We start from the raw sequence: 17,413 nt of genomic DNA on the forward strand, positions 1-17,413 counted from the left end.
GATCTCTAGAGTGCGGGGGACTCGACCCACCGTGTGAGAGGTTCCCGATGCCCGACGACGCCCCCGCCCTGGATCTGTTGGCCCTGCTGCCGGAGCAGTGGCGTGCCGTGCTCACCCCGCACCTGGACCCCGCGCGCACCGCCGCGTTGGGCGAGTTCGTCGCCCGCGAATACGCCACGCAGACCGTCTTCCCGCCGCTGGAGGACCTGTTCTCGGCGTACCGGCTGTGCCTGCCGCAGGCCACCCGGGTGCTGATCCTCGGCCAGGATCCCTACCACCGGGCCGGGCAGGCGCACGGGTTGAGCTTCAGTGTCCGCGAGGGTGTGACGGTGCCTCCGTCGTTGCGCAACGTCTTCAAGGAGTTGGGCGAGGACGTCGGCGTCCCCAAGCCGCGCAGCGGCAACCTCGACGGGTGGGCCGCCCAGGGTGTGCTGCTGCTCAACGCGGTGCTGACCGTCCGCCAGGCCACCCCGGGCTCGCACGCCAACTCCGGCTGGGAAGAGTTCACCGATGCGACGATCCGGGCGCTGGACGCGTCATCGGACCGGGTCGTCTTCCTGCTCTGGGGTGGCTACGCCCGCAAGAAGGCCGCCCTGGTCACCAACCCGCAGCACGTGGTCCTCGAAGCCGGCCATCCCAGCCCGATGAACCCGCGCGGCTTCCTCGGCAGCCGACCGTTCAGCGCCGCCAACAAGGCTCTCGCCGACGCCGGCCTGTCCACCATCGACTGGGAGCACACCGCCGGCTGAGCCGACGCCGGCTCAGCCGGCGTCGGTCGGCCGGCGGTCCCGGTAGCGGCGCAGCAGATCGGCGGCCCGGGCGTCGGTCAGCTCCAGCTCGACAAGCGGCACCACCTGGTAACTCCGCTGACCGTGGCGCACCTCGATCGTCTCGGGCAGTTCGTCGCACATGGTGGCCCTTATCTCGCCGTACGTGGTCGACCATCGGTGCTCGCCCGGCTCCTCCGGCTCCAACCACAATCCGCCCCACTCGCTCCAACGGGCGTTCCACCGCCGGCCGTAGTTGTTCTCCAGCCAGCTGGTGAACAGTTTGGAGTCCTGCCAGCGCAGGGCGATCTCCAGCGCCTCGACCGGCACCGGCGCGCCCTGCAACAGCGCGGCGGTGCTTCCGGTGATCACCGGCGGGAGGTCGGGAAGTCGGTCCAGCAGGTCGTCCAGCGCGAGCGCCTCGATCCGTTCGGCGATCGGACGCGCCGCCAGGTCGTCCATGCGGGCGTCGAGGTGCGCGTCCAGCGGTTCGACCCCGACGACCAACTGCACGCCCATCGCGGCGAGCAGTGCCTCGAGAACGGTGATGCTGGGGGTGCGGTTGCCGTTTTCGATCCGGGCCACCGCAGCCTGGCTGACCCCGGCCGCCTCGGCCAGCTCGCACTGGGTCAGATCGCGCAGGTGGCGTTGCTCCCGAACGACGCTGGCGATCAGGATGGCAAGGCGTGGGGACGGCATCCCGGCATGGTGGACCACGCCGGGTCGGAGCCGCTACCACAGAGCCGGATTCACGACTTGACGGTCTTTCGTGAAGGTCCGTTGTCCGGATCGTGGGCCCCCCGTCGCCCCGCGCTTCGTCGGTCCGCCGCGCGCTCCGGTCCGGGCGACAGGTGCCCTGATGAGCGATATACCTCTGAGCCATAAATATGACTCAGAGGTATATCGCTCACCAGCGAATGGCCTCCCGGCTAGCGGCGGATGCTGCCGGGCCGGCCGGAGCGGCTGCGTCGCGCCGGGTGGGGCCGTCCGACGGTGTGGACGTTCGCCGGCGTCGCGCGGGGTTGGGGCGTCACGCGGGTGGCCGAGTGGCGTCGGCCGGGCCTGACCAACGCGCTGGCCGCCCGACGCACTGCGGTGGGGCCGGGGCGTGACAGGGGGCTGCGGGCGGGGCGGCTAGGCTGGCTTACCGTGCTCGTACTCGTGGTGGACAGCTCGACCCCTGCGGTGACCGCAGCGCTGGTGGAGGTCTCGGCAGACGGCGTGACGCCCCGGGCGCACCGGTGCACGGTCGATGCCCGCGCGCACGGCGAACTGCTCGCCCCCCAGGTGGACGCGGTCCTCGCCGACGCCGACGCGCGCCCACGTGATGTGACCGCCATCGTCGCCGGGCTCGGCCCGGGGCCGTTCACCGGGCTGCGGGTCGGCCTGGTCACCGCCGCGACGATGGGGCAGGTGCTGGACGTTCCCACGTACGGCGTCTGCTCGCTGGACGCCATCGGCTACCCGGCGGCGTCCGGCGAGCCCGTGTTGGCCGCCAGCGACGCCCGGCGCAAGGAGCTGTACTGGGCCGTCTACGACGGCGCGGGCCAGCGTATCGTCGGGCCTGAGGTGTCGACCCCGGCGGTGGCCGCGGTGCGCGCCCGGGAGCTGGGTGCCACGATCGCGGTCGGCGACGGGGCGCACCGGTACGCCGAGACGCTGGACCTGCCCGTTCGGGTCGAGCCCCGGTACCCGGACGCCACCGTGCTGGCGCTGCTCGCCGCCGAGCGGATCCGGGCTGGTGCCCCCAGCGAGCGGCTCACCCCGCTCTACCTGCGCCGCCCCGACGCGGTGGCGGCGACCGGTCGCAAACCGGTCCTGCCATGACGGAGGTACGCCTCGTCCCGTTCCGCTGGTGGCACATCGACGACGTGCTGCCGATCGAGGCGGACCTCTTCGGCGCCGAGCAGTGGTCAGCCGGCATGTTCTGGAGCGAGTTGGCCAACGGGCACCACTACCGGGTCGCCGTCGACGAGGACGGCGCGGTGCTCGGTTACGCCGGGCTCGCCGGAGTTCCCCCGGACGAGGTGTGGGTACAGAACATCGCCGTCCGCCGGGACGCGCAGCGGCGCGGCGTGGGCCGTGCCCTGCTGGAGGACCTGCTCGCCGAGGCGGCCCGCCGCGAGACCCGCAGCACCCTGCTGGAGGTGGCCGTGGACAACGCCGCCGCCCAGCGGCTCTACGCGACGTACGGGTTCGAGCCGATCGGGGTACGGCGCGGCTACTACCAACCGAGCAACACCGACGCGCTGGTCATGCGGCGCGACGCCGAACCGACCGGGGACGGACCACACGACAATGGCTGACGAACCGCTGATCCTGGGTATCGAAACCTCCTGCGACGAGACCGGCGTCGGCATCGTGCGGGGGCACACCCTGCTGGCCGACGCGCTCGCCTCCAGCGTCGAGGAGCACGCCCGGTTCGGGGGTGTGGTCCCGGAGGTGGCCAGCCGGGCACATCTGGAGGCCATCGTCCCGACCATGGACCGCGCCCTGACCGAAGCCGGGGTCACCCTGGCCGACATCGACGCGATCGCGGTCACCTCCGGGCCCGGTCTGGCCGGCGCGCTTCTGGTCGGTGTCGCCGCCGCCAAGGGGTACGCGCTCGCCGCCGAGAAGCCCGTCTACGGCGTGAACCACCTCGCCGCCCACGTCGCGGTGGACACTCTCGAACACGGCCCACTGCCCGAGCCCGCCATCGCGCTGCTGGTGTCCGGTGGCCACTCCTCCCTGCTGCTCGTCGACGACCTGGCCCGAGGCGTCACCCCGCTGGGAGCCACCATCGACGACGCGGCCGGAGAGGCGTTCGACAAGGTCGCCCGGCTGCTCGGACTGCCCTTCCCGGGTGGTCCGCCCATCGACCGGGAGGCCCGTGCCGGCGACGCCGCCTCGATCGCGTTCCCGCGTGGCCTGACCGCCGCGAAGGACCTCGCCGCCCACCGGTACGACTTCTCGTTCTCCGGTCTGAAGACGGCGGTGGCCCGGTGGGTCGAGGCCCGTCAGCGCGCCGGCGAGCCGGTGCCGGTGGCCGACGTGGCCGCCTCCTTCCAGGAGGCGGTCTGTGATGTCCTGACCAGCAAGGCACTCGCGGCCTGCCGTGCCCAGGGCATCGAGACCCTGGTGATCGGCGGGGGAGTGGCGGCGAACTCGCGGCTGCGGGCGATGGCCGAGCAGCGCGCCGAGAAGTACGGCATCCGAGTGCGGGTGCCCCGGCCCAAGCTGTGCACCGACAACGGCGCGATGGTGGCCGCACTCGGTTCGCACCTGGTCGCCGCGGGGGTCGCACCGAGCCGACTGGACCTGCCGGCCGATTCGGCGCTGCCGTTGACCACGGTCAGCGTGTGACGGGGGCAGCGGACGTGATCGTGCGGATGTGGGAGGCGCGCGCCGAGGCGTACGGCGTCGCGGATCTGATCACCTGGGTGTGCGATACCGCCCTGCCCGAGTTGGAGCACGACCCGCTGCACGTCTCCAGCGAGGTCTTCTCCTCCACCGACCATCGAGTGGTGGTCATCTCCAAGTGGCGCAGCAACCCACGCCCGTTGCCGGATCCGCCCGCCCTGCTGGTGGCCCGCGCCCCGCACTCCTGGGACTTCACCCAGGTCGACCGCTGACGCGAGCCACCACGCAGGCAAACGGTCAGCTGCGGCGCAGCATCCGGTAGGTGGCGATTCCGCCGGTGCCCAGCGCCGCGAGGAAGACCAGCCAGACGACGGTACTGCTGACGCCGACCTGCGGACCGGAGTTGGCGGAGGCGGCGGCCAGCAGCCCGTCCTCACCGGGGGCGGGCAGCGCGGCCGGCGGCAGCTCCGGCCAGCGGACCAGGCCGGTACTCTCCAACATCTGCATGTGGTGCTGGACGAAGCCGTTGGCGTCCTCGCAGAGCTTGCGGACGGTGGCGTCCCGGGTGCTGGCCCGTACCGCGCCGATCACCGGGAAGATCTTGCCGTGGGCGACCCGGAGCCGGGTGACGAAGATCTGGTCGAACCGGGCGCCGGAGGCCTTCTGCATCTCCGCCAGCCAGCCCTTCTGCTCGGCGGTCGGCTCACTCGGGATCGTCGCACCCAGTTTGTTGGCCGCCTCGACGACGAGTTCGTCGAGCCTCTGGTGCTCACTGGCGATGCCCGCGCCGATCTCCCGAACCTTGGCGGACTGCCCCTTCTCGGCTGCCATCTGGCCGGCCGGCATCTCCCACAGCCCGGCCAGCCGTACCCCGTTGAGCAGTGTCATGTCGGCGGCGTTGAGCTGCTGGCCGCCGGCGGGGGCGGCGACTGCCACGCCGGGCAGGACACCGACCCCCGCGATGATCGCGACGAGCAGCATCGCTGCCCGGTGGGTCCGGTTGCCCAGTCGGCGACGGGCGGATCTGAGCGGTGCCATGTCTGTGGTGCCTCCTCGGTCCGGACCGGATCGCGTCTGGACCGGGCAGCCGTACGCTCCGGGCCGCCCGTCCGCCCACTGGTACGGACCGAACGCGTGATCAGTTCACCGGTTGGCGACCTGGATCAGCGAGTGATGGCGAGGAAGCCGCCGAGCAGCAGCAGGGTGACCGCGGCTGCGGCGAAGAGCATCAGCAACTCCCGACGCCCGTGCCCCACCGCGTCGCTGCCGACGGCCGGGTCGGCCAGGGCCGGCAGGTCGCGGGTCAGCGCGGCCAGGTCGCCGAGGGTACGTGCTGTCCACACCGCACCGGCCCGGTCGGAGAACTCGTCGAGGGTCAGCCGACCCGCCGCGGTGTGCCGGTGCAACTCGGCGACCACCCGGTTACGGTCGTCGTCGGAGGCGCGCAACTCGACATCCACGCCGGACAGCGTACGCGGGTCAGCCCACGTCGAGGGGGTCGGCGAGGAGCCGTTCGAAGGCCAGTTCGGCGGCCCCGATCAGCGGCGCGTCCTCGCCCAGTTTGGGAGTGCGCAGCCGGACGTGTTCCAGGCAGGCGCCGAGCGCGTTCGAGTTGAGCCGGCTGCGGATCTGCGCGGCGGCGGCGAGGTAGAGGTCGCGCATGGTGCCGCCGAAGATGACCATTTCGGGGTTGAAGACGTTCACCAGATTGGCGACGCCGAAGCCGAGCCAGTCGCCGGCCTGGCGGACCGCCGTCTGCGCCCGGGCGTCGCCCCGGTCGGCGGCGTCGAAGACCTCCAGCAACGCGTCACGGCCCCGGGCGTCGGAACGTCCGGCGGCGCGGAGCAGACCGTGCTCGCCGATCTCGGTCTCCCAGCAGCCCCGGGCGCCGCACTCGCAGGGCCTGCCGTCGCGGACCACCTTCATGTGGCCGACCTCGCCGCCGTACCCGCCGTGCCCGGTCAGCCGACGTCCACCCGCGATGATGCCGGCGCCGACGCCGACGTCCCCGTACAGGTAGAGCACGTTGTCGCAGCCGGCCGCCACCCCTCGGGCGTGTTCGGCGAACGCGGCGACGTCGGCCACGTTGCCCACGGTGACCGGTACGTCGATGCCCAACTCGTCGGCGACCGCGGCGCCGATCGGCTCGTCCACCCAGCCGGTGGTCGGGCCGAGCCGGACCAGGCCGTCGTCTCGACGGACCATCCCGCAGACGGCGACACCGGCTCCGACGCAGATCGAGTCGGCCGGGACCAGCTGCTGCATCTCCTTGACCGCGCCGGCCAGCAGCGGCGCGGCCTCGGCGGCCAGCAGACCGCGTGGTCGGTCCAGTTCGCGGCGGTCCAGGACCGCGCCGCCCAGCCCGATCCGGGCTGCGCGCAGCCGGTCCACCTCCACCGAGTACGCGTACGCGTAGACCCGGGCCGACTCGGGCCGGACGACGAGTGACGGTCGTCCGGCCCGGCCGGTCTCCTTCGGCGCTCCTTCGCTGACCAGCCCCACAGCGGACAGGTCGGCGGTGAGCGCACCGATGGTGCTGCGGTTGAGGCCCAGTGTGGTGGTCAGTTCGGCACGGGTGGTCGCCCCGTGGACGTGGACGTGTCTCAGCAGGGCACCGAGGTTCTGCCGTCGGACGTCGTCCTGGCTCGGTCCTGGGCGCATCGTGGTGTCACCTCCCGCGGGTCAGCGGGTGCCGGTGGCTGCCGCGCGGCGGCGGGAGAGCGCGTCGACGCTGGCGGCGAGCAGCAGTACGACGCCGGTGACCACGTACTTGACTCCTGCGCTGTACCCCATCAGGCCCATTCCGTTTTCGATGACCGCGACGACCGCGCCGCCGAGCACGGCGTCGAGGACCCGGCCCTTGCCGCCGAAGAGGCTGGTGCCGCCGATCACCGCCGCGCCTACCGCGTAGAGCAGTACGTTACTGCCCCCCGTGTTCGGGTCGACCGAGTTGGCCCGGCTGGCCGCAACGATGCCACCGACGGCCGCCATGGACGAGCAGATCATGAAGACCGAGATCCGGATCCGGTCGACGTCGATGCCGGCGCGGCGGGCCGCTTCCCGGTTGCCGCCGACGGCGTAGACGTGCCGACCGTAGCTGGTGCGTTGGAGCACGAAGGTCCACACGATCAGCAGCACCGCGATGATCGGCACCACGATCGGCACGCCCTTGAGCGAGCTGATCAGGACGTTGCGGCTGCGTTCGAGGTTGAGCACGTACACCGCGGAGAAGAGGATGACGGCGAGTCCGCCGATCCGCAGGGCCACCACCGCGATCGGGTCGCTGATCAGACCGCGGGCCACCCGGTTGCGGTGACGCAGCAGTTGCACCGCCGCATAGCCGACGACCGCGAGTACGGCCAGCGTCCAGCCCAGGGTGGGGGTGAGGTTGCGGTTGGCGATGGCGACCAGCACGTCGTCGCGGACGGAGATGTTGGTGCCCTCCTTCACCAGCAGCAGCACGATGCCCTGGAAGGCGAGGAAGCCGGCGAGGGTGACCACGAAGGACGGAATGCCGATCTTCGCGACGAGCAGGCCGAGGGTGGTGCCGATGACCAGTCCGGTGGCGATCCCGGCGAGTACGGCGACCCACCAGGGGTAGCCGAGGACGGTGACCACATTGGCCAGTACCGCCGCGCAGACGCCGCTGGCGAAGCCCGCGGAGAGGTCGATCTCGCCGAGCAGCAGCACGAAGACCAGACCCATCGCGATCAGCGTGACCGCCGCGCCCTGGGTGAAGAGGTTCGCGAAGTTGCCGGCCGACAGGAACGACGACGGCTGCATGATCGCGAAGACGGTGCAGAGCACGATGAGGCCGAGCACGGCCGGTAGCGCTCCGACGTCGCCGCCGCGTACCCGGCTCAGGTAGTTGCGGGCGTGGCCCCCGACGGTCGGCGGCGGTGTGACGGCCGCGGGGCCGTCCTTCCGCACGGCGGTGGTGGTCATTCGGCGCCTCCTGAGATCGAGTCGGCCGGCCGCGGGCCGTCGCCGTTGCTGCCCGGGTCGGCGGCGATGCCGAGCCCGCCCGAGCGCCCGGCGGTGATCAGCTCGACCACCTGCGCGTGGGTGATGTCGGTGGTCTTCACCTGGGCGACCATCTGGCCGAGGTACAGCGCGGCGATCCGGTCGGAGACGGCGAAGACGTCGTTCATGTTGTGCGAGATGAGCACCACGGCCAGGCCGTTGTCGGCGAGACGGCGGACCAGTTCGAGCACCTGCGCGGTCTGTGCCACGCCGAGCGCCGCGGTCGGCTCGTCCAGGATGACCAGCTTGCTGTTCCACAGCACGGCCTTGGCGATGGCCACGGTCTGACGCTGACCGCCGGAGAGGCTGGACACGTGTTGGCGCAGCGACGTGACGGTGCGGATGGAGAGCCCGGCCAGTGTCTCGGCGGCGAGCTGTTCCATCGTCGGCTCGTCGAGGACGATGCCGCTGCGCTTCTCCCGGCCGAGGAACATGTTCTGCACGATGTCCAGGTTGTCGCAGAGCGCGAGGTCCTGGTAGACGACCTCGATGCCGAGCGCGGCGGCGTCGCGGGGGCTGCCGATGTGCACTGGTTCACCGTTGAACAGGAACTCACCGGCATCGGTGGGGTGGATTCCACTGATGCACTTGACCAGGGTCGACTTGCCGGCGCCGTTGTCACCGACCAGTGCGGTGACTTCGCCCGGGTGGACGGTCAGGGCGACGTCGCGGAGCACCTGGACGGGACCGAAGCTCTTGTCGATCCCGCGGAGTTCCAGCAGGGGGGTCGCGGACACGGGGGGTCTCCTTCTTAAGGGAGTGTCGGGGCCCGTCCGGCGGGCGCCGCCCGGCACGAGAGGGGTGCTCCCGTGCCGGGCGGCGATGGTCGTCCCGGCGGGTACTGCGGCGTCGGTCAGCTGATGCCGGCGTCGGCGCAGAGCTTGGCGTACGCCCCGGCGCAGACCTCTTCCTTGGTCACGTAACCGTCGGCGATGACGTCCTTGACGTTGTCCTTGTAGATGGCCTTCGGGGTGAGCAGTACCGCCGGGACGTCGCGGTTGCCCTCCGGGTCCTTCACCGTCTGGCCGGTGTCCTTCCGCTCGCCCTTGGCGAGTGCGATGGCCAGGTCGGACGCGGCCTTGGCCTCTTCCCGGACGGCCTTGTAGACGGTCATGCACTGGTCACCGGCGAGGATGTTCTGCAGGCCCTCGGTGCTGGCGTCCTGCCCGGTCACCGGCACCTTGCCGTTGAGCTTGTTCTTCTTCAGGATCGAGATGGCCGCGTTGCCGAGACCGTCGTTGGCGGCGAGCACGCCGTCGATCTTGCCGTTGGCCTTGGTGAGCTGCTGCTCGAAGATGGTCGCGGCCTGCGCGTTGTCCCACGCCGGCACCGCGTCCTCGGGGCCCTTGACGTATTCGTTGGAGTCGAACTTCGGCTTGAGCACCGAGTCGTAGCCGGCCTTGAACAGGGTGGCGTTGTTGTCGGTGGGGGAGCCGTTCAGGTACGACACGACGGGGTTCTTGACGCCCTTGTCGGTCAGGCACTTCGACAGGCCCTCGCCCTGGAGCTTGCCGACGACCTCGTTGTCGAAGCTGACGTAGTACTGGGCGGAGCCGCCCAGGGTGAGCCGGTCGTAGTCGATGGTGGCGACGCCCTGCGACTTGGCCTTGTCGAGCACGGCCTTGCCGGTGCCGGAGTCCAGGTTGACGATCATCAGAACGGTGACGCCGCCGGTGATCATCTGGTCGGCGATGGTCTGGAAGGCGGTCTTGTCGTTCTGGGCGTTCTGGATGTCGGACTGGACGCCGGCGGCCTTGAACGCCTCCTCCAGGAACCGACGGTCCGCGGTCTCCCAGCGGACGGACGACTTGCTGTCCGGGAGGATCACGCCGATCTTGGGGGTCTTCTTGGAGTCGGTCGAACCGGAGCCGGCGTCGTCGCCGCCACAGGCGGTCAAGCCGCCGGTCGCGAGCAGGCCCACGGCGGCGATGGTGAGGATCCCCTTACGCATGTGCAGGGTCCTTTCGGGTGGGGGAGGTGTCGTTTTGTTGTGTCCGGCAACGTATTTCGCGTCACACCGGCTCCACAAGACCGCGCAGGTGCCAAGTTTGTTGGGAGCGATAACAATTCAGCAACGCGACTGTTACTCCCCGGCCATCCCGGAACGGTTCGGCCGTCATGAATGTCGTCAGCGGGTCTGCAACGGCGCGGTGCGGGCGTCCGTGAGCGCCACCAGATCGGCCGCGGCCAGTTCGAGCTGCAGGCCACGCCGACCAGCCGAGACGTAGATCGTCGGGAGATCCAGCGCGGAGTCGTCCAGCACGGTCGGCAAGCGGCGGCGTTGCCCGAGCGGGCTGATTCCCTTACGTACGTAGCCGGTGGCCCGCTCGGCGACCGCCCGTTCGGCGAGCGTCGCCCGCTTGCCGCCGACGGCCGCCGCGAGCGCCTTCAGATCCAACTCGCCGGTGACCGGGACGACCGCGACGGTGAGCCCACCGTCGACCTCCGTCACCAGCGACTTGAAGACGCGCTCCGGTGCCACGCCGAGCGCCACCGCCACCAACGCGCCGTAGTTCGGGGCCTCCGGCGACACCCGGTACGGGTGGGTGCGATGCGCGATCCCGCGCTTGACCAACAACGCCGTCGCGGGCGTGCCCTGTCCTGCCATGCCGACGACGCTAGGCCACCGGCTGTCCGATCAGCACTGTCGGTGCGCCGGCCACCCGGGTGAGCACCAGGCTCGCCGAGGCGTCGCCGGTCAGCCGCAGGTCCCGTCGAAGCTGCTCCGGGGTGAGGGCGGAACCCCGCTTGAGGATCTCCACCCGCCCCACCCCGCGCTCGCGCAGCAGCGCCCGCAGACGCTTGAGCGAGAACGGCAGCACGTCGGTGATCTCCAGGCAGCGCGCGTACGGGGTGCGGGTGGGGTGGTCGGCGTAGAGGTAGGCGATGCTCGGGTCGCCGAGGGTGGCGGCCAGTTCGGTGGCGAGTTCGGCGACGAGGTGCGCGCGGACCACGGCCGGGTCCGGGTCGTACAGGTAGCGACGCGTCGGGCCGACCGGCGCCTCGTCGGTGCCCGAGCCGGTGAGCTGGTGGATCTCCGTACGGAACACGCTGGCGCGGCGGGGCACCTCGGCCAGCTCGCCGCACCAGAGCGCCGCCTCGACCAGGTCGCCGTTCACACTCACCCACTCCGCCTCAGCGCCCGCCGGAACGAGCCCGTGGTCCAGGCCCGGCGCCACCTTCACGACGGTGCGTGGCACCCGGTCGGCCAACCCGGTCACGAAGTCCCACGGCGGCGAGTAGGCGCGCGGATCGAAGATTCGTCGCCCGGTGCCGGTCGTGCGGCGGGCCGGGTCGCAGAAGACCCCGTCGACCCGTGACACGTCGAACGCGGTGGCATCCCCGCACTCGACGGTGAACAGGTCGGCAAGCCCGGCCGCCGCGGCGTTGGCGGCGGCCATCGCCGCGGTCACCGGGTCGGCCTCCACCCCGTACACCCGGATGCCGGCACGGGCGGCGGCCAGTGCGTCGGCGCCCAGGCCGCACCCGAGATCGGCCAGGGTGCGCACCCCGGCGGCGTGCAGCCGGGCGGCCCGACGGTCGGCGACCACCCGACGGGTGGCCTGTTCCAGGCCGGGGCGGGTGAGGAACATCCCGGCGGCGGCCGGGCCGAACTTGCCGACCGCCCGGTGGCGCAGCTCGGCCTGGGTGAGCGCCGCCGCGGCCAGCGTCGGCGGCACCCCGGCGGCGCGCAACGCCGAGGCCGCGGTCAGTGGATCACCGCCGGCGAGACCGGCCGCCGCGGTGAGCGCGGCCGACCCCTCGGGGGTACGCAGCGCCGCCAGCTGATCGAGATCCACGCCGTCATTCTCCCGGTCGGACCAAGAATCCTGGCTGGCGGGGCGCGACGCGCTGGCACTCTCCTTGACGGAGTGCTAGCCACGGAATAACCTGCGATTAGCACTCTCACCCTGAGGGTGCCAGCTTCCGGGTCTCACGACCCGGGTGCGCAACGCCAGGCGGACCGGCACCCGCGACGACGGCCCCGCCCGGTGGCATGAGGCAGATTGACGCTGGTCGGCCCCGCCGGCCAGCAACGAAACCAGTACCCCAGGAGGGTATGCCCGTGACTACCGCGACCAAGGTTGCGATCAAGCCGCTCGAGGACCGCATCGTGGTCCAGGCGAACGAGGCTGAGACCACCACGGCGTCGGGCATCGTGATCCCCGACACCGCCAAGGAGAAGCCGCAGGAGGGCACCGTCCTCGCTGTGGGCCCGGGGCGCGTCGACGACAACGGCAACCGGGTTCCGGTTGACGTGCAGGTCGGCGACACCGTCCTCTACTCGAAGTACGGCGGCACCGAGGTCAAGTACGCCGGCGAGGAGTACCTGGTGCTCTCCGCCCGCGACGTCCTCGCGGTCATCGAGAAGTAAGCAACCGATCAGTTCCATTGCCCCGGTCCGGCTCGCCGGGCCGGGGCAATGGCGCTTCGAAGGGACATTAATGGCGAAGATCCTGAGCTTCTCGGACGACGCCCGGCACCTGCTGGAGCACGGTGTCAACGCCCTCGCGGACGCGGTCAAGGTCACCCTCGGCCCGCGCGGGCGCAACGTCGTCCTGGACAAGAAATTCGGTGCGCCGACGATCACCAACGATGGTGTGACCATCGCCAAGGAGATCGAGCTCACCAACCCGTACGAGAACCTCGGCGCGCAGCTGGTCAAGGAGGTGGCGACCAAGACCAACGACGTCGCCGGCGACGGGACCACCACCGCGACCGTGCTGGCCCAGGCGATGGTTCGCGAGGGTCTGCGCAACGTGACCGCCGGGACCAACCCGGCCGGCCTCAAGCGGGGCATCGACGCGGCGGCCGTCAAGGTCTCCGAAGCGCTGCTCGGCCGTGCCGTCGAGGTCACCAGCAAGGAGTCGATCGCGAACGTGGCGACGATCTCCGCGCAGGACGCCACGATCGGCGACCTGATCGCCGAGGCGATGGAGCGGGTCGGCCGCGACGGTGTCATCACCGTCGAGGAGGGCTCCATGCTCACCACCGAGCTGGACGTGACCGAGGGTCTCCAGTTCGACAAGGGCTTCATCTCGCCGAACTTCGTCACCGACCTGGAGAGCCAGGAGTCCGTCCTCGAGGACGCGTACATCCTGGTCACCACCCAGAAGATCTCGGCGATCGAGGAGCTGCTGCCGCTGCTGGAGAAGGTCCTGCAGAACAGCAAGCCGCTGCTGATCATCGCCGAGGACGTGGACGGCCAGGCGCTCTCCACCCTGGTGGTCAACTCGCTGCGCAAGACCCTCAAGGTCTGCGCGGTCAAGGCCCCGGGCTTCGGTGACCGGCGCAAGGCGATGCTCCAGGACATCGCGATCTCCACGGGTGCCGAGCTGGTCGCCCCGGAGCTGGGCTACAAGCTCGACCAGGTCGGCCTGGAGGTGCTCGGCACCGCTCGGCGCGTCGTGGTCGACAAGGAGAACACCACGATCGTCGACGGTGGCGGCCAGAAGGCCGACGTCGCCGACCGGGTGGCCCAGATCCGCAAGGAGATCGAGGCGTCCGACTCCGACTGGGACCGGGAGAAGCTGGCCGAGCGGCTGGCGAAGCTCTCCGGTGGCATCGCCGTGATCAAGGCTGGTGCGGCCACCGAGGTCGAGATGAAGGAGCGCAAGCACCGCATCGAGGACGCCATCGCGGCGACCAAGGCTGCGGTCGAGGAGGGCACCGTCCCCGGCGGCGGTGCCGCACTGGTGCAGATCCTCTCGGTGCTCGACGACGACCTGGGCTTCACCGGTGACGAGAAGGTCGGCGTCTCGGTCGTGCGCAAGGCGCTCGTCGAGCCGCTGCGCTGGATCGCCCAGAACGCCGGCCACGACGGCTACGTCGTGACGCAGAAGGTCGCCGACCTCAGCTGGGGCAACGGTCTCGACGCCGCCCAGGGCGAGTACGTCGACCTGGTCAAGGCCGGCATCATCGACCCGGTGAAGGTGACCCGCAACGCGGTCACCAACGCCGCGTCGATCGCCGGTCTGCTGCTCACCACGGAGAGCCTCGTGGTGGACAAGCCGGAGCAGGCCGAGCCGGCCGCCGCCGGTGGGCACGGCCACGGCCACGGCCACCAGCACGGCCCGGGCTTCTGATCCGGTAGCGACACCCGTTCCGGGGCACACCGTCGTACGGCGGTGTGCCCCGGCTCGTTCTCGCGCTTCTCTGGTCATTACCGAACGCTGACGTTGTTGGCGACCGGGCGAGATGATCGCGCACACTGGGCCGATGAGCACCACGTCGCCGCGCTACGCCGCGCTGGCCGGAGTGACCGCCGCCGCCGTCGCGATCGGGATCGCCGAGCCGGTGGCGGTGCTGACCGGTCCCCGGTCGGCGCCCCTGGTCGCGGTCGGCGGGGCGGTCGTGGACGCCGTCCCCGAGTCGTTGAAGCAACTCGCCATCGACCTCTTCGGCACCGCCGACAAGATCGCCTTGCTGGTCGGCACGGGCCTGTTGCTGGGAGGGTTCGCCGCACTGTTCGGTGTGCTTGCGGTCCGTCGGCTGGCGTTCGGCCTGACCGGCATCGCCGTGTTCGGCGTCATCGGCGTGACCGCCGCGCTGACCCGACCCGGTGCGGACGCCTTCGACGCGCTGCCGTCCCTGGTCGGCGCCGCCCTCGGCGCCCTGGTGCTCTGGCTGTTCATCGACGGGCCGTTCGAGCTGGACCCCTGGCCCTGGTCCCCACCCACCCCGACCGCCGGTGCGGTGTCGTCCGCCGACCCGGTGCCCCCTTCAGGGGTGGTGCCGTCCGGCGGGTCGGGGCGAGAGTCGCGGAGCGAGCCGTCCTCGCCGGGTGACGAGGGCCTGCCGGCGACGCCCGCCGCGCCCGCGCCGGTGGTCCCCACCGGGCCGGACGGTCCCGCCGAGGTCGACCCCGAGTCTCGACGGCGGTTCCTCACCGGCAGCGGGGTGCTGCTCGGCACCGCCGTGGTGGCTGGCCTCGGTGGGCGCTGGCTGGCTGGACGACGCGGCGTCTCCGCCGCGCGGGACGCGATCCGACTGCCCGCGCCGGTCGCCGCCGCGCCGGCCGTGCCGGCCGGCGCGGACCTCTCGCTGGCGCAACTCGCGCCGTACGTCACCCCGAACCTGGGCTTCTACCGGATCGACACCGCGCTCGTGGTGCCGCAGGTCGACCCGGACACCTGGCGGCTGCGGATTCACGGTCGAGTCGGCACCGAGCGCACCTACACGTACGCCGATCTGCTGGCCCGGCCGCTGGTGGAGCGGTACGTCACGTTGGCGTGCGTCTCCAACGAGGTGGGTGGGGACCTGATCGGCAACGCCCGTTGGCTCGGCGTACCCCTGCGGGAACTGCTGGACGAGGTGGACCCGGACGAGGACGCCGACCAGGTCGTCGGCCGGTCGGTCGACGGCTGGACCTGCGGGACGCCCACGGCGGCGCTGCGCGACGGGCGGGACGCTCTGCTGGCGGTCGGCATGAACGGCGAGCCGCTGCCGGTCGAGCACGGCTTCCCGGTCCGGATGGTGGTGCCCGGCCTCTACGGCTACGTGTCGGCGTGCAAGTGGGTGACCGAGCTGGAGTTGACCAGGTTCGCCGACTTCGACGCGTACTGGGTGCCCCGCGGCTGGTCCGCCCAGGGGCCGATCAAGACCCAGTCCCGGATCGACGCTCCCCGGCGACGCAACCGGCTGACCAGCGGCCCGATCACCGTGGCCGGCGTGGCGTGGGCACAGCACCGGGGTATCCGCCGCGTCGAGGTACGCGTCGACGACGGGCCCTGGCAGGAGGCGACACTGGCCCCGACGGTGTCGGTGGACACCTGGGTGCAGTGGTCGTGGAGTTGGGACGCCACGCCGGGCGAGCATCGCCTCCAGGTCCGGGCGACGGACGCCACCGGGGAGACCCAGACCGAGCGTACGCAGGGCGTCGCCCCCGACGGCGCGACCGGCTGGCACACGGTGACCGTCGCCGTCCGCTGACGGCCTCGATCGGCCGACGCACGGCGTCCGCCGCCGTCCTGGGGTGGGTCGCCCCGGCCGGTCGGCCAGCGCCAAGCCATCCGCCGACCCGCGACTGCCCGACCTCGGAGATCTTGGACAGTTTCCGTTCCCGCGTAACGGAAACTGTCCAAGATCTCGGTGTAGACACGCCGCTGGCCGGCACCCCGTTGTGGGGGTGCCGGCCAGCGGTCGGATGGTTTCAGAAGGGGGTCAGCTGTTCCAGTACTGGCCGACCAGGTCGGCAGCCTGCTGCTCCCACTGGGCGTACGCGTCCGGGTACGCCGACACCTGCACGGTCTGCGCGGCCTCGGTCAGCGGCATGTCCTGCCACCCGTCAACCTGCTTCAGGCCCTTCAGGAACGCGGTGGTCGAGTACTCGGGGTCGGTGATCTGCTCCGGCGTACCCCAACCCGAGGACGGGCGCTGCTGGAACAGGCCCAGCGAGTCGTGGTCGTTCCTGTCGCCGAGGTGGCCCAGGTTCTCCAGCTTCGACTCCTGCAGGCTCGTGGCGATCGAGATCACCGCAGCCCGCTCGGGCAGGCCGGCCTTCTTCGTGGCGGCGATGATCGCCTTCACGTTGGCGGTCTGCTCGTCGTTCAGGTCGATGTGGGACTGGTTGCCCTGAGTGCCGTGCGGGATCAGCTTGGCGGTGTCCGGCTTGTCGGCCTGCACCGCTACCGCGACCGGCTTGGCGTCGACGATGTCGTGCGCGGCGATCGGGCCGGCGAAGACACCACCGACGAACGCCAGACCAGCAACGGACAGCACGCTCTTACGCATGATCGTGTTCATGGGGGTAGCTCCTTCGGGGGTAAGGACACCCGCAGTGATGCCACGGGTGTGAGCACCTCGTCCGGCGCATCGACGTTCAGGGGGGAAAGTCTCGGGGGTTTGCGCCCACGGGCCGGGGGTTGCCTGCGGCGCTGGTTCGGCTACCTGCGGGCGGGGCCCGTGGTGCCGAGATCGACGACCTACCAACTGGTGGGTGCCGGGTCCGTGTGTAACGGCCGGGGGCCGGGGCCCATTCCCGGGCCGATCCGTCGGCACCATCGGGAGGCGGTGCCCGCGGCCGGGTGGGCGCTGAGGCGCCTCCCTGGGCGATCGCTCGTCGGGACTGTAACGACCACCCGGTGGCCGGCATTCCAGCCCGGGGCTCGGCTGGCGGGCCCTGGTACTGCGATCGTCAGGAGGTGTAACGACTCCGGCCCGGCCATGATTCCGGCCTACGGGTGCGGCCGGTCACGGGATGAAACCGCATATACGGCCCGAGAGGGCATCGCGGTGACGGGCCGGATCGGACAAAACGCCCACTCGCTCGCGCGTGTCAC

Annotated in this window: 18 protein-coding genes; 8 read left to right on the forward strand and 10 right to left on the reverse strand. The window is 71.2% G+C overall.

Going from position 1 to position 17,413, the window contains the following annotated elements:
- Positions 1–47 precede the first annotated feature (47 nt).
- Positions 48–749 carry a uracil-DNA glycosylase gene (ung, locus tag O7617_RS16410; RefSeq protein WP_282264518.1) on the forward strand — a complete coding sequence of 234 codons (702 nt, stop codon included), beginning with the start codon at positions 48–50 and terminating at the stop codon, positions 747–749.
- A 12-nt stretch (positions 750–761) separates the two neighbouring features.
- Here the strand turns inward: ung and O7617_RS16415 are convergent, their stop codons facing one another.
- Positions 762–1,466 carry a helix-turn-helix transcriptional regulator gene (locus O7617_RS16415; protein WP_282264519.1) on the reverse strand — a complete coding sequence of 235 codons (705 nt, stop codon included), beginning with the start codon at positions 1,464–1,466 and terminating at the stop codon, positions 762–764.
- A 450-nt stretch (positions 1,467–1,916) separates the two neighbouring features.
- Between O7617_RS16415 and tsaB the strand changes: the two genes are divergently transcribed.
- From tsaB to O7617_RS16435, 4 genes are read left to right on the forward strand one after another with little or no spacing between them, the layout of a single operon-like run.
- Entirely contained in the window at positions 1,917–2,594 is a 678-nt protein-coding gene (gene tsaB, locus O7617_RS16420) for a tRNA (adenosine(37)-N6)-threonylcarbamoyltransferase complex dimerization subunit type 1 TsaB (protein ID WP_282264757.1), read from the forward strand.
- Positions 2,591–3,073: a ribosomal protein S18-alanine N-acetyltransferase gene (gene rimI / locus O7617_RS16425; RefSeq protein WP_282264520.1), complete on the forward strand. Its 483-nt coding sequence runs from the start codon at positions 2,591–2,593 to the stop codon at positions 3,071–3,073. Before tsaB ends, rimI begins: the two co-directional genes overlap by 4 nt.
- Positions 3,066–4,112, forward strand: coding sequence for a tRNA (adenosine(37)-N6)-threonylcarbamoyltransferase complex transferase subunit TsaD (gene tsaD / locus O7617_RS16430; RefSeq protein ID WP_282264521.1), 1,047 nt, complete (start codon positions 3,066–3,068; stop codon positions 4,110–4,112). Before rimI ends, tsaD begins: the two co-directional genes overlap by 8 nt.
- Before the next feature lie 14 nt (positions 4,113–4,126).
- Positions 4,127–4,381 carry a hypothetical protein gene (locus O7617_RS16435; protein WP_053660576.1) on the forward strand — a complete coding sequence of 85 codons (255 nt, stop codon included), beginning with the start codon at positions 4,127–4,129 and terminating at the stop codon, positions 4,379–4,381.
- 25 nt (positions 4,382–4,406) lie between these two features.
- Here the strand turns inward: O7617_RS16435 and O7617_RS16440 are convergent, their stop codons facing one another.
- The 8 genes from O7617_RS16440 to O7617_RS16475 form a co-directional block, all read right to left on the reverse strand.
- On the reverse strand, positions 4,407–5,147 hold the full coding sequence (locus tag O7617_RS16440) for a DUF4142 domain-containing protein (protein WP_282264522.1): 741 nt from the start codon (positions 5,145–5,147) through the stop codon (positions 4,407–4,409).
- 125 nt (positions 5,148–5,272) lie between these two features.
- Positions 5,273–5,569 carry a DUF1707 domain-containing protein gene (locus O7617_RS16445; protein WP_282264523.1) on the reverse strand — a complete coding sequence of 99 codons (297 nt, stop codon included), beginning with the start codon at positions 5,567–5,569 and terminating at the stop codon, positions 5,273–5,275.
- A 19-nt stretch (positions 5,570–5,588) separates the two neighbouring features.
- A complete protein-coding gene (locus tag O7617_RS16450; RefSeq protein ID WP_282264524.1) occupies positions 5,589–6,770 on the reverse strand; it encodes an ROK family protein in 1,182 nt (393 codons plus the stop codon).
- A 21-nt stretch (positions 6,771–6,791) separates the two neighbouring features.
- Positions 6,792–8,054, reverse strand: a complete 1,263-nt coding sequence (locus O7617_RS16455) for an ABC transporter permease (protein ID WP_282264525.1) — start codon at positions 8,052–8,054, stop codon at positions 6,792–6,794.
- Positions 8,051–8,869 (reverse strand): ATP-binding cassette domain-containing protein, encoded by an 819-nt coding sequence (locus O7617_RS16460; RefSeq protein WP_282264526.1) that lies wholly within the window; start codon positions 8,867–8,869, stop codon positions 8,051–8,053. Before O7617_RS16460 ends, O7617_RS16455 begins: the two co-directional genes overlap by 4 nt.
- 116 nt (positions 8,870–8,985) lie before the next feature.
- The gene (locus O7617_RS16465) at positions 8,986–10,083 is read right to left on the reverse strand and encodes a substrate-binding domain-containing protein (RefSeq protein WP_282264527.1); all 1,098 of its coding nucleotides are present in this window, start codon (positions 10,081–10,083) and stop codon (positions 8,986–8,988) included.
- 177 nt (positions 10,084–10,260) lie between these two features.
- Complete coding sequence (ybaK, locus tag O7617_RS16470; RefSeq protein ID WP_282264528.1) at positions 10,261–10,740, reverse strand: Cys-tRNA(Pro) deacylase; 480 nt, start codon at positions 10,738–10,740, stop codon at positions 10,261–10,263.
- 10 nt (positions 10,741–10,750) lie between these two features.
- Positions 10,751–11,932 (reverse strand): methyltransferase domain-containing protein, encoded by a 1,182-nt coding sequence (locus O7617_RS16475; protein WP_282264529.1) that lies wholly within the window; start codon positions 11,930–11,932, stop codon positions 10,751–10,753.
- Between the two features lie 260 nt (positions 11,933–12,192).
- On the opposite strand from O7617_RS16475, the gene groES reads away from it, so the two are divergent.
- The 3 genes from groES to O7617_RS16490 all read left to right on the forward strand — a co-directional run bounded on the left by groES (position 12,193) and on the right by O7617_RS16490 (position 16,064).
- The gene (gene groES, locus O7617_RS16480; protein WP_030330046.1) at positions 12,193–12,507 is read left to right on the forward strand and encodes a co-chaperone GroES; all 315 of its coding nucleotides are present in this window, start codon (positions 12,193–12,195) and stop codon (positions 12,505–12,507) included.
- Positions 12,508–12,577: 70 nt separating this feature from the next.
- Positions 12,578–14,218 carry a chaperonin GroEL gene (gene groL, locus O7617_RS16485; RefSeq protein ID WP_282264530.1) on the forward strand — a complete coding sequence of 547 codons (1,641 nt, stop codon included), beginning with the start codon at positions 12,578–12,580 and terminating at the stop codon, positions 14,216–14,218.
- Positions 14,219–14,351: 133 nt separating this feature from the next.
- A complete protein-coding gene (locus tag O7617_RS16490) occupies positions 14,352–16,064 on the forward strand; it encodes a molybdopterin-dependent oxidoreductase (protein ID WP_282264531.1) in 1,713 nt (570 codons plus the stop codon).
- A 231-nt stretch (positions 16,065–16,295) separates the two neighbouring features.
- On the opposite strand, the gene O7617_RS16495 is transcribed toward O7617_RS16490, so the two are convergent.
- The gene (locus O7617_RS16495; protein WP_282264532.1) at positions 16,296–16,877 is read right to left on the reverse strand and encodes a hypothetical protein; all 582 of its coding nucleotides are present in this window, start codon (positions 16,875–16,877) and stop codon (positions 16,296–16,298) included.
- Between the last annotated feature and the right edge of the window lie 536 nt (positions 16,878–17,413).

Source organism: Micromonospora sp. WMMD1155 (genome assembly GCF_029581275.1).
GTDB lineage: Bacteria > Actinomycetota > Actinomycetes > Mycobacteriales > Micromonosporaceae > Micromonospora.